At 38.7% G+C, this 12,098-nt stretch carries 10 protein-coding genes; 6 read left to right on the top strand and 4 right to left on the bottom strand.

Annotation, left to right across the window (positions count from 1 at the left end; translation table 11 throughout):
- The first annotated feature begins 2 nt into the window (after window positions 1-2).
- The 4 genes from tusD to ESZ26_RS13160 are packed head-to-tail and all read left to right on the top strand — an operon-like array spanning window position 3 to window position 1,387.
- Window positions 3-377: a sulfurtransferase complex subunit TusD gene (gene tusD / locus ESZ26_RS13175; RefSeq protein ID WP_146799944.1), complete on the top strand. Its 375-nt coding sequence runs from the start codon at window positions 3-5 to the stop codon at window positions 375-377.
- Window positions 378-387: 10 nt separating this feature from the next.
- Entirely contained in the window at window positions 388-756 is a 369-nt protein-coding gene (gene tusC, locus ESZ26_RS13170; protein ID WP_146799943.1) for a sulfurtransferase complex subunit TusC, read from the top strand.
- A 5-nt stretch (window positions 757-761) separates the two neighbouring features.
- Window positions 762-1,058 (top strand): sulfurtransferase complex subunit TusB, encoded by a 297-nt coding sequence (gene tusB, locus ESZ26_RS13165; protein ID WP_146799942.1) that lies wholly within the window; start codon window positions 762-764, stop codon window positions 1,056-1,058.
- Window positions 1,049-1,387 carry a TusE/DsrC/DsvC family sulfur relay protein gene (locus ESZ26_RS13160; RefSeq protein WP_146799941.1) on the top strand — a complete coding sequence of 113 codons (339 nt, stop codon included), beginning with the start codon at window positions 1,049-1,051 and terminating at the stop codon, window positions 1,385-1,387. Before tusB ends, ESZ26_RS13160 begins: the two co-directional genes overlap by 10 nt.
- A 25-nt stretch (window positions 1,388-1,412) precedes the next feature.
- Here the strand turns inward: ESZ26_RS13160 and ESZ26_RS13155 are convergent, their stop codons facing one another.
- The 3 genes from ESZ26_RS13155 to ppsA all read right to left on the bottom strand — a co-directional run bounded on the left by ESZ26_RS13155 (window position 1,413) and on the right by ppsA (window position 7,377).
- Window positions 1,413-1,616: a hypothetical protein gene (locus tag ESZ26_RS13155; protein WP_146799940.1), complete on the bottom strand. Its 204-nt coding sequence runs from the start codon at window positions 1,614-1,616 to the stop codon at window positions 1,413-1,415.
- Window positions 1,617-1,717: 101 nt separating this feature from the next.
- Entirely contained in the window at window positions 1,718-4,795 is a 3,078-nt protein-coding gene (gene ydiJ / locus ESZ26_RS13150; protein ID WP_146799939.1) for a D-2-hydroxyglutarate dehydrogenase YdiJ, read from the bottom strand.
- 206 nt (window positions 4,796-5,001) lie between these two features.
- Window positions 5,002-7,377: a phosphoenolpyruvate synthase gene (gene ppsA / locus ESZ26_RS13145; protein WP_146799938.1), complete on the bottom strand. Its 2,376-nt coding sequence runs from the start codon at window positions 7,375-7,377 to the stop codon at window positions 5,002-5,004.
- A 320-nt stretch (window positions 7,378-7,697) separates the two neighbouring features.
- Between ppsA and ppsR the strand changes: the two genes are divergently transcribed.
- On the top strand, window positions 7,698-8,507 hold the full coding sequence (gene ppsR / locus ESZ26_RS13140) for a posphoenolpyruvate synthetase regulatory kinase/phosphorylase PpsR (protein ID WP_070373656.1): 810 nt from the start codon (window positions 7,698-7,700) through the stop codon (window positions 8,505-8,507).
- Window positions 8,508-8,644: 137 nt separating this feature from the next.
- Window positions 8,645-9,706, top strand: a complete 1,062-nt coding sequence (locus ESZ26_RS13135) for a 3-deoxy-7-phosphoheptulonate synthase (RefSeq protein ID WP_146799937.1) — start codon at window positions 8,645-8,647, stop codon at window positions 9,704-9,706.
- Window positions 9,707-9,848: 142 nt separating this feature from the next.
- Here the strand turns inward: ESZ26_RS13135 and clpA are convergent, their stop codons facing one another.
- The gene (gene clpA, locus ESZ26_RS13130) at window positions 9,849-12,098 is read right to left on the bottom strand and encodes an ATP-dependent Clp protease ATP-binding subunit ClpA (RefSeq protein ID WP_146799936.1); all 2,250 of its coding nucleotides are present in this window, start codon (window positions 12,096-12,098) and stop codon (window positions 9,849-9,851) included.

Raw genomic sequence — 12,098 nt, 5'->3', positions numbered from 1 at the left:
TTTTGAAAAAACTCGCCTTTGTTATTACCACCCCGCCCAACAGTAACTTAACGGCTACCGCTATTAATATGGTTACCGCTGCCTTAAAGAGTGGTATTGACGTTGTTGGCGTATTTTTTTATCAAGACGGTGTTTTAAATGGAAGCCAGCTTCTTGCGCTACCTAATGACGAATACCAAGCCCATCGGCAATGGCAACAACTACATCACGACTATAGTCTTCCTTTACACTTATGTGCTACTGCAGCAGAAAAACGTGGGCTAAGTGACGATGTTAGTGATAGTCAAGTCGATACCATTCATCAGGCATTTACCTTATCGGGCCTAGGTGAGTTAGTAGAATTGAATGTCAACGCTGATCGTTTAATTCAACTGTAAGGAATTTATCATGTCTCAAGCCAAAAAATCAGTTGCTATCGTTAATGCTAGCGCCCCATTTTCAACAGCAAATGCTAAAGATTCTCTTGATGTTGCCCTTATTTTTGGCTCTTATGAACAAGCCATTAGCTTGTATTTTCAAGGTGATGGCGTCTATCAATTAATCCCCAAACAACAACCTGAATTTATCCAGCAAAAAGACTTTTTGAAAACGTTAGCGGCATTAACGTTTTATGATATTGAAAATATTTATGTTTGCCAACATTCACTGACTGAACGTGGCTTGGCTAACGATTTTTCTATTGAAAACGTAGCCGTGCTTAACCGTGTAGAGTTCTCTAAATCATTACACCAACATCAATCAATTTTAAGGTTTTAACCCTCATGAGTATGCTTCATTTAGTGCGCACATCCGCTTTTCAGACAAGCGACTTTCAACAATGCCTTAACGTAATACAAGCAAATGACACTATCGTGCTACTTGATGATGGTTGCTACAACCTTAGTCATGATTTATGGCAACAAGCCTTAAGTAAAATAGCGCTGCCCGCGCTTTATATTGTTGAAGCGCATGCACAAGCCAGAGCTATAACGATTGATAAAGAAAAAATAAACACTTTATCACTCGATGCATTAATGACATTGATTTGTGCAACAGAAAAATCGGTAACTTGGCAGTGAGTTTACTTTTTAATGAACAAGAAATTGCCACCGACAAGCAAGGTTATTTAATTAACTTTAAAGACTGGCATACAGATTTAGCACAGATAATTGCTGATAAAGACCAATTAGTATTAACGGAGCAACACTTTGAAGTTATACGCTTTGTTAGAGAGTTCTACCTGACTTACAATACGTCCCCTGCGATAAGAGCGTTAACAAAAGCGATGAAAGCAGAATTTGGCGAAGAAAAATCAAGTAGTCGGTATTTATATCGATTATTCAAAGAAGGACCAGCAAAGCAAGCAACAAAGTATGCTGGCTTACCCAAGCCAGCACGCTGTATTTAAACGTTTACCTCTCCGACTATCAATATTAAACTTTAATATTGATAGTATAACCACTGCTACCTGATGTCGGTAATGCCACTGAGTCAACACTGCCAGCAGAGGCGATAAGCTTTAATGCCATTTCACCTTCTAGCTCTTGCTGACTTTTAGACAAGGCTGCGGTTTTTAATGCATAACCTGTGGTTATATCCGTTTGTACGCTGTCAATATTATTCAATGATAATGCCATAAAACTCCCCACATTTTAGTTATGCACCGATAAAGTTAGTACCAAGGGTGTCACAATAATTATCGACACGCTTGATAATAACTTTATACAGAAATATTCATTTAAGCAAAAGCCGATAATAACGCTTCAACTGGATGACGCGTTTGCATATTGCCTAGTCGCTTTGTTTGGCTTCGACATGAATAGCCAGTCACAAGTACTTGCTCTGCCTCTAATTTAGCCAACTTATTTTGCCAACTCATTTCAAATAACATTTTCGAGTTTTCAAAATTTACTTGCTCATGGCCGTAAGTTCCAGCCATACCACAACAACCCACAGAGACATTTTCTAGTGTCAAACCAAACAACTTGAATATATCACGCCATTGTCCTTCACTTCCGGCTAATGCCGTTTTCTCAGTACAATGCGCAAATAGCTTATAAGGCGCCACTTGTTTATCACCGGTTAGTGATGAAAGTGCAATTTTAGTGTTTGGGTGTTCTATAACGGTTAATAACCACTCATGGGCTAACATCACGTGAAAATCACCACGTTTATCGCCAAGTGTTTGTTTATATTCGTCGCGATAACAAAGCGTTAATGAAGCATCTAAGCCAACCATAGGTATATTTAACTGATCAAGTTCATTTAAAAATTCAGCAGTATTTTTAGCTGTTTTTGCAAATTTAGCTAAAAATCCTTTTACGTGCTGTGGTTTGCCATTAGGTTTAAAAGGTAATAACACTGGGGTAAAACCTAATTTTTCAATTAAGGCCATCATAGCTTCAACGACGTTAGCATCATAAAAAGAAGTAAACGGGTCTTGAACGATCAGCACATGACTCGCTTGTTGCTCTTTACTGAGACCGTGCAAATAAGCAAGGTCAAAGGATTGATAATTTTTTTCACTGACTTGCTTTGCTAAAGTCGGTACAGAAAGTATCGGTGTATCAATATAACCAATCGTTGCTCGTGAAAATTTGTCGTACCATTTATGGGATAATACCGAATTAATTAATTTTGGAGATTTAGCCATTAATGGCGTTAATGTTTCTACATTAGCGACTAGGTGATCTTTTAACGGACGGAAATATCTTGAATGATATAAGTTAACAAATCGCGCTCTAAAATCAGGAACATCTACTTTTACAGGACATTGACTCGCGCAAGCTTTACAGGCTAAACAGCCTTGCATGGCTTCCATTACTTCGTGAGAAAAATCTTCTTTTTGATGTGCCGAAAAGCGATTTTTTATCTTATCTAATAAACGTTTTACAGACCAATGCTGAATATTTTCTTCTAAACTAAGAATATCAACACCCTTAGCTTCTAAAAGACGCAACCACTCACGCATCAAGCCTGCTCTACCTTTTGGTGAATGCCTTCGGTCACGCGTTACCTTACTTGAAGGACACATCGGGCTGTCTACATCATAATTAAAACACAGGCCATTGCCATTACAGTCGAGTGCAGAACTAAATGAATCTTTTACCGTTATCGGTATTTGGCGGTCATAGAAACCACGTTTAGTGTCATCAACTGAGACTAGTTTTTCAGTCGACTCAAGTGGTGTACAAATTTTACCTGGATTCATTTTATTATGTGGGTCAAAAGCACTTTTTATTTTTCTTAGTTCGGTAAATAAATGTTCACCAAAAAATTTTGGACTGTATTCGCTACGATAACCTTTTCCATGCTCACCCCACATTAACCCGCCATATTTAGCGGTTAACGTTACCACTTTATCAGAGATTTCGCGGAGTAACTTTTCTTGTTCAGGATCGCACATATCAAGTGCTGGGCGGACATGGAGAACACCCGCATCAACATGACCAAACATGCCATAGTGCAAACCATAGCTATCAAGTAAGGCGCGAAATTCAACAATATAATCCGCTAAGTTTTCCGGTGGCACAGCAGTATCTTCGGCAAAAGCCAATGGCTTTTGACTACCTGCTGTATTACCTAATAAACCAACCGCTTTTTTGCGCATACCATAAAGTTTATTGATACTGCTTAAATCAGTGGTCACTTGATAGCCAATAACACCGGTATTATTGCTAATGTCGCTATCTAAACGAGCCGTTAGTTGTGCAACCTGATCGGCTAAGGCTTCGATACTGGTGCCGTTGTACTCAACAATATTAATACCGTCCATGACTTTATTGTCAACATCGGTGATTAAATCACGCACCGAATGCCAAACAATATCTTGTTTGGCTAAATTCAAGACTTTTGAATCAATAGTTTCAACTGAAGTCGCTTTAGCTGCAACGAGCGCAGGAGAATGGCGCAGCGCAGAATCAAAACTGTCGTATTTAATTACAATCAGTGTTTTAGCTTTTAAAATTGGCGTTAAGTTAAGTTTTGCCTCACAAACAAAAGCTAACGAACCTTCTGAACCTGTGATCAAACGTGAAATATCAACTTGACTTAAATCATCATTAAAAACATTTTCTAGATCATAACCGCTTAAAAAACGATTTAAACGGGGAAATTTCTCTAAAATCAAGGCCCGGTTGTCACGACATGAGGCCAGTACTTGTTTAACAATATGACCATAACTACTATTTTGTTGCGCGAGTTCTTCCGCTTCCCCAATCGACATCGGTACTGTGGACAGAAAGTCACCATTGGCTAAAACCGACTCTAGAGCTAAAACATGATTAGAGGTTTTGCCATAGACCAGAGAACCTTGTCCAGAAGCATCAGTATTAATCATGCCACCAATGGTTGCACGGCTACTGGTTGATAAATCTGGAGAGAAGAAAAAACCGTGTGGACGTAAATAATCATTTAATTGATCTTTGATAACGCCCGCTTCAACACGGATCCAGTTTTCTTCAACATTAATTTCTAAAATACGGTTCATGTATTTTGACAAGTCAACGACAATACCTGGGGTTAGACTTTGTCCATTGGTGCCGGTTCCGCCGCCACGCGCACTAAACTTAATACTTTGATACTTTGGTGTTGAAGACAATTGACTGATCAATTGTATGTCTTGCTTACTTCGAGGATGTAAAACCAATTGCGGTAATTGTTGATAAATGCTGTTGTCGGTAGCAACCGCTAGCCGAGCACTATATTGGCAATTAATTTCACCGCTATATTGACTGTTACCAAGCTCCTGAGAAAACTTTTGATATAGTGGAGCGATAAGTTCTTGGTGTTCTAATGAAGGTAAGCTCTGAGACATAGACGAAAAACATATTAACGATTTAAGGTTAGACTTAGTATATCACGTCAGTTTTGAATTATGACTCAAGTTTTGTTGAAGAGTGCAAAAAGGCTAAGAACTTTTTAACTAAACTTATAGTAAAAAGAACCTAGCCTTTGTCTATTATATTGCCAGTGAGGCTATAACCTCACTTTATTCACCGATAAACCACACTAGACGATAATTTATCCTTTGTGGTTTTCAGCAATATACAACCAAGTCGCTAATACCGTATCTGGATTAAGCGAAACACTGTCGATACCTTCTTCAACCAACCATGCGGCAAAATCAGGGTGATCTGACGGGCCTTGGCCACAAATACCCACATATTTACCACGCGCTTTACACGCTTTAATCGCCATAGACAATAAAGCTTTGATGGCTGGGTTACGTTCATCAAATAAATGAGCGATTAAACCAGAGTCACGGTCTAAACCTAGTGTTAATTGCGTTAAATCGTTTGAACCGATAGAAAATCCGTCAAAATGATCTAGGAATTGATCGGCTAACAAACAGTTAGAGGGTAATTCACACATCATAATAACACGCAAACCGTTTTCACCACGTTTCAAACCATTTTCAGCTAGTATTTCAATAACTTGCTTAGCTTCTTCCACGGTACGAACAAATGGGATCATGATTTCAACGTTAGTAAAATCCATATCGTTGCGCACGCGCTTTATCGCTTCACACTCAAGTGCAAAACATTCACGGAAATCTTTTGAGATATAACGTGCTGCGCCGCGATAACCGATCATCGGATTTTCTTCTTCCGGTTCAAACACGTCACCGCCAACTAAGTTAGCGTATTCGTTTGATTTAAAATCAGACATTCTAACAATGACTTTCTCTGGCGAATAAGCTGACGCTAAGGTTGCTATGCCTTCAGTTAGTTTAGCAATATAAAATTCAACTGGGCTAGCATAACCAACAATAATATCGTTAATTTCATCTTTTAAATCGTCAGATTGTTCATCGAAATTTAACAAAGCTTTTGGATGAATGCCAATCATCTTGTTGATAATGAATTCTAAACGCGCTAAACCAATACCCGCATGAGGTAAACGTGCAAAACCAAAGGCTCGGTCTGGGTTGCCAACATTCATCATTATTTTTAACGGGACTTCTGGCATCGAATCAACTTGTGAAGTTGTTACGGTAAAATCAAGTTTACCTTTGTAGATAAAACCGGTATCACCTTCTGCACAAGACACAGTAATATCATCACCATTAGCAATACGTGTTGTCGCATCACCACAACCAACAACCGCAGGAATACCCATTTCACGAGCAATAATTGCAGCATGACAAGTTCTGCCACCACGATTAGTCACAATCGCAGAAGCGCGTTTCATAATTGGCTCCCAATCAGGGTCGGTCATATCGGTGACTAAAACATCACCGGGCTTAATTTTGTCCATTTCAGCCAATGAAGCTAATACTTTCGCTTCACCACTACCAATTTTGTGACCTATTGAGCGACCTTCACAAATAACATCAGCGGTTGCTTGTAATTGAAACTGTTCCATTACATTAGCGCTTTCACGACTACGTACGGTTTCAGGACGCGCTTGAACGATGTAAAGCTTACCGTCTAAGCCATCTTTAGCCCATTCAATATCCATTGGACGTTGATAATGCTTTTCAATAATAACAGCTTGTTTAGCAAGTTCTTGAACTTCATCATCGGTTAGTGAAAATTGATTAGACAGCTTTTCTTCAATATCAACAATTTCAACTTGTTTGCCGTGACTTTGATCTGTGGTGTAAATCATTTTTATCGCTTTACTACCGATATTACGACGAACAACCGACGGCTTACCTTTAGCAAGTGTAGGTTTATGAACATAAAATTCATCAGGGTTAACCGCGCCCTGCACCACCATTTCACCTAAACCGTAGCTTGAGGTAATAAATACCACGTCTTCAAAGCCAGACTCAGTATCAATAGAAAACATCACACCGCTTGAAGCAATGTCACTACGTACCATACGCTGAATACCGGCAGACAAAGCAACACCACGATGGTCATAACCTTGATGAACACGATAAGAAATAGCACGGTCATTAAATAAAGAAGCGTAAACATGTTTGATCGCTATCATCACAGCGTCAAAACCACGTACGTTTAAGAAGGTTTCTTGTTGTCCAGCAAAAGAGGCATCGGGCATATCTTCTGCGGTTGCTGATGAACGCACAGCAAATGAGGCATCGTCAGCAAAACCACCAGCTAAGGTAGCGTAAGCTTTCGCTATATCTTGCTGCATTTCAGGTAAAAATGGTGTTTCTATGATCCAATTACGGATTGTTTCACCTGATTTTGATAATGCCGCTAAGTCATCGACGTCTAAATTATCAAGCAGCTGATATATTTTGTCGTTAATGCCGCTTTGCTCTAAGAATTCATTAAATGCGTAGGAAGTCGTGGCAAAACCACCGGGGACTTGCACGCCTACATTTGAAAGGTTTGAGATCATTTCACCAAGTGATGCATTTTTTCCGCCAACGCGGTCAACATCATTCATTCCTAAAACTTCATACCAAAGTACATTTTCTTGCACGACATCTTCTCCAAAAAAAAAGAAACAAAAATAAATAGATTTATCAGTTATATCAGTATATTTATAGCTTAAGACATTTTACACTGCGAACTTTATAAACTGAAATGTTATTTGAAACATTTCAGTATAAGTTACAGTTATACCCAGTTGGTTAATTAAATGGTCTATTTTTCATCAGGCAATGAATAAATACCCAGCATAAAGTTGATTAAGTCATTAACCTACTTATTGATTTTATCAAGCAGTAGTTATTTATTTTAACCATAAAAAGCTCAGATAATTTTGTCAGCTGAGTATTATAAATAATAAAGAGGTTTTAAATGCGCGCTGCTTTTTATATTTCCGATGGTACAGCAATTACATCAGAGGTTTTTGGTCATGCACTGCTGTCACTTTTTCCGATGGAATTTGATCACGATACAATATCATTTGTGGAAACCGTTGAAAAAGCAGAGGCAGCCAAGATTAAAATCAACAAGGCTGCTAAACGTACCGGCATGCCACCGTTAGTTTTTCATACCTTTGTTAATAACGATATTAGAAAAATTATTGATAGTTGCGATGGTGTTATTTACAACTTTCTAGAGCACTTTGTCGCGCCACTTGAGAAAGAGTTACAACTAGACGCTAAACCTACCGCTCATCGCACGCACAGTATTCATGAGAATAGCTATGATTACCGTATTGATGCGGTTAATTATTCATTAGCAAATGATGATGGCTCAAATGTAACCAACTATGAGCATGCAGACGTTATTCTAGTGGGTGTATCGCGCTCAGGTAAAACACCAACTTCGTTATACTTAGCGCTACAATATGGTATCAAGGCTGCGAACTACCCTTTTACTGATGATGATATGGACGACCTGACCTTACCTGATTTTTTAAAACCCCATAAAAAGAAACTGTTTGGCTTAACTATCGACGCACAACGCTTAATTGATATTCGCGGTGAAAGATTGGCGAACAGTAAATATTCATCAGCACGGCAGTGTCGAATGGAAGTTAGAGAAGTTGAAAAACTGTATAAGAAAGAAAAAATTCCCTTCCTTAATAGTACAAAGTTTTCTGTAGAAGAGATATCCGCAAAAATTCTTAATGAAACAGGCTTACAACGCTATAAATATTAACTTAGTTCAAATTAATCTTTGAAAATACAGAAAGCATTTCACATAAGCCGCTAATTTGGTTATGTTAGCGCGATAAATTATATTGCGCTGGCTTTTTATTGCGCATTAACGCCTTTAAATAAAAAAATTAGATTACCATGACTATTAAAACGGATGAATTTAGAACCACGCTAATTGAAAACCTTGTTTCTCCTGAAGAATTAGCCCAGCAAATCCCACTAGATGATGAAACAGCAAGTTTTATTATCCAAAGCAGAAAAGACATTGAAGCGATCATCACCGGTGACAATGACCGTTTACTCGTGATCATTGGTCCGTGTTCAATTCACGACACCACTGCCGCTGTTGATTACGCAGAGAAACTTAAAGAATTACATGATAAGTACCGTGATGATTTACTGATTGTTATGCGTGTTTATTTTGAAAAGCCTCGTACAACGGTGGGCTGGAAAGGTTTGATCAGTGACCCTGATTTAGATAAGTCTTTTCATGTCGCAAAAGGATTAAACCTAGCGCGCTCATTATTAATGGATATTAATAAACTCGGTTTACCGGCAGGAACTGAATTTTTAGATATGGTGACTGGCCAGTATATCTCAGACTTAATAAGCTGGGGAGCTATTGGTGCTAGGACAACAGAAAGCCAAGTTCACCGAGAATTAGCTTCAGCCCTTTCGTGTCCGGTAGGTTTTAAAAATGGTACTGATGGTAATGTACAGATTGCTGTTGACGCCATCAACGCCTCTAGTGTGCCTCATGTTTTATACTCACCCAATAAAAGTGGTCAAATGTGTATTTATCAAACGCATGGTAACCCATTTGCTCATGTTATTTTACGTGGTGGTAAAGAGCCGAACTATCACCCAGAAAACATTACTAAGACCGGTGAAGTATTGGCTAAAGCTGGCTTAGAAAATCGTATTATGATCGATTGTAGCCATGGCAATAGTTTTAAAGACCATAACAAACAAATTGACGTTGCTCGCTCTTTAAGAGCTCAAATGGAGCAAGGCGACAAGGCTATATTTGGTGTTATGGTTGAAAGCTTCTTAGTTGAAGGTAATCAAAAAGTGGTTGATGTTAACAAACTCACCTACGGACAAAGTATCACTGATGCCTGTATTAACTTAGACACCAGTGTCAGTTTGTTAGATGAGTTATCGGCGGCTGTTCAAGCTAAACGTTCAACTAATCGTTAAATTTATCTATTAGATAAATTTCAACGCTTAAATAAAAAAGCCGCTGAGGATAACTCCCCTGCGGCTTTTTTTATATTCGGCAAATTTATATCAGTGAAACGAAACCAAACACTATAAAATGTTTGGTTAGCCCCGTTTACGGCTAATGCTCAACCAATTCTTTCTTTTGAATATAACTGAGTACTAATTTATCTTTTTTAACACCAACTTTCGCCACGCCGCCATGTGTTAGATCACCAAACAGTAATTCATTCGCTAAGGGTTTCTTTAAGTGCTCTTGTATTAGTCGTGACATAGGTCGAGCGCCCATTGCTTTATCATAACCGTTAACTGCCAACCACTTTCTCGCGTCTTTAGTTAACTCTAATGAAACGCCTTTTTGATCAAGGAGTGCCTGTAGTTCAACAATAAATTTATCAACAACTTGTTGAATAACCACTTCATCTAAATGGTTAAACCAAACAATATTGTCTAAACGATTTCTAAATTCAGGTGAGAATGTTTTATTAATTTCACCCATTGCATCAATAGACTGATCTTGTTGTTTAAAACCAATAGATTGGCGCGTTATTTCATGAGCCCCCGCATTGGTTGTTAAGACTAAAACAATATTTCTAAAATCAGCTTTACGGCCATTATTATCGGTTAATGTTCCATGGTCCATAACCTGCAAGAGGATGTTATAAACATCTTCATGGGCTTTTTCAATTTCATCTAACAAGACCACCGAATGAGGATGCTTAATTACTGCATCCGTTAATAAACCGCCTTGCTCGTAACCAACATAACCTGGAGGAGCACCTATTAAGCGGCTTACTGCATGTTTCTCCATGTACTCTGACATGTCGTAGCGTAATAGTTCGACACCTAAAGACTTAGCTAATTGTTGTGTTACTTCTGTTTTACCCACCCCAGTTGGCCCAGCAAATAAGAACGAACCAACCGGTTTATGTTCATTACCTAAACCGGCACGAGATAAACGAATGACTGAAGTAAGTTCATCAATAGCGTGATCTTGGCCAAAAACAACCATTTTCAAATTACGGTCTAGCGTTTTAAGACTGTCTTTTTCTGATGATGATACTGACTTTTCAGGGATCCTCGCCATTTTGGCAACGATAGATTCTATATCACTGTCATTAATCACTTTTTTACGCTTCGAAGCAGCAACTAATTGTTGTTTTGCACCCGCTTCGTCAATAACATCAATGGCTTTATCAGGAAGAAAACGCTCATTGATATATTTAGCCGATAGTTGTGCGGCGGCACGCAATGCTTTATTTGTATAACGAATACCATGATGAGATTCGTATTTTTCTTTTAAACCATGCAATATTTTAGTGGTGTCATCAACACTTGGCTCGACAACATCAATCTTTTGAAAACGACGCGCTAATGCACGATCTTTTTCAAAAACACTTTGGTATTCTTGATAAGTCGTTGAACCCATGCAACGGAGTTTTCCTGATGATAATAAGGGTTTTATTAAATTAGAGGCGTCCATCATGCCACCTGAAGCAGCACCCGCACCAATTATCGTATGAATTTCATCGATAAATAGAATGGCATTGCCCTCTTCTTCCAATTCTTTTAATAAGCCTTTAAAGCGCTTTTCAAAGTCGCCACGGTATTTGGTGCCTGCTAATAACGCGCCCATATCAAGCGAGTAAATAGTGGTTTCAGCTAAGAATTCAGGCACATCGTCAGAAATAACTAAATTGGCAAGTCCTTCAGCAATAGCCGTTTTACCCACCCCTGCTTCACCGACAAATAACGGGTTATTCTTACGGCGACGACTGAGAACCTGTAAGGTTCGTTCTAATTCGCTATCGCGACCAATTAACGGGTCAATGTTCCCTTTTCTCGCTTCTTCATTAAGATTAGTCGCAAAGTTTTCAATAGTACGGGGTTCTTCTACCTGTGCTTCTTCGCTAGATTGCGGGGCATCAGTATGTTCTATTTTAGAAATTCCGTGAGAAATAAAGTTCACAATATCTAAACGGCTAATATCTGATTTTTTCAGAAAATAAGCCGCTTGAGATTCTTGTTCACTAAAAATAGCAACCAGCACGTTAGAGCCGTTAACTTCACTTTTTCCAGAAGACTGCACATGAAAAACGGCTCGCTGTAATACGCGCTGAAAACCTAAAGTTGGTTGAGTTTCACGTTCAATTTCGCCTTCAGGGATGACCGGCGTTGTTTCAGCGATAAAATCTAATAGCTCTTTACGTATTTTTCCCATATCGGCAGCGCAAGCTTTAAGTGCTTCGATTGATGAAGGGTTATCTAATAAGGCTAATAATAAATGCTCAACCGTCATAAATTCATGACGGGAGTCCTTGGCTTGACGGAAAGCCATATTTAATGATATTTCTAAATCTTTGTTCAGCAT

The organism is Colwellia hornerae (genome assembly GCF_007954355.1).
Classification (GTDB): domain Bacteria; phylum Pseudomonadota; class Gammaproteobacteria; order Enterobacterales; family Alteromonadaceae; genus Colwellia_A; species Colwellia_A hornerae.
Note: the sequence above shows the minus strand (reverse complement) of the source record. Positions and strands in the feature narration are given on the sequence as shown.

What these genes read in the sequence shown, in the direction of transcription:
- tusC (WP_146799943.1), top strand. Translation starts at nt 388, where the DNA reads ATGTCTCAAGCCAAAAAATCAGTTGCTATCGTTAATGCTAGCGCCCCA.
- tusB (WP_146799942.1), top strand. Translation starts at nt 762, where the DNA reads ATGAGTATGCTTCATTTAGTGCGCACATCCGCTTTTCAGACAAGCGAC.
- ESZ26_RS13155 (WP_146799940.1), bottom strand. Translation starts at nt 1,616, where the DNA reads ATGGCATTATCATTGAATAATATTGACAGCGTACAAACGGATATAACC.
- ydiJ (WP_146799939.1), bottom strand. Translation starts at nt 4,795, where the DNA reads ATGTCTCAGAGCTTACCTTCATTAGAACACCAAGAACTTATCGCTCCA.
- ppsR (WP_070373656.1), top strand. Translation starts at nt 7,698, where the DNA reads ATGCGCGCTGCTTTTTATATTTCCGATGGTACAGCAATTACATCAGAG.
- ESZ26_RS13135 (WP_146799937.1), top strand. Translation starts at nt 8,645, where the DNA reads ATGACTATTAAAACGGATGAATTTAGAACCACGCTAATTGAAAACCTT.
- clpA (WP_146799936.1), bottom strand. Translation starts at nt 12,098, where the DNA reads ATGCTGAACAAAGATTTAGAAATATCATTAAATATGGCTTTCCGTCAA.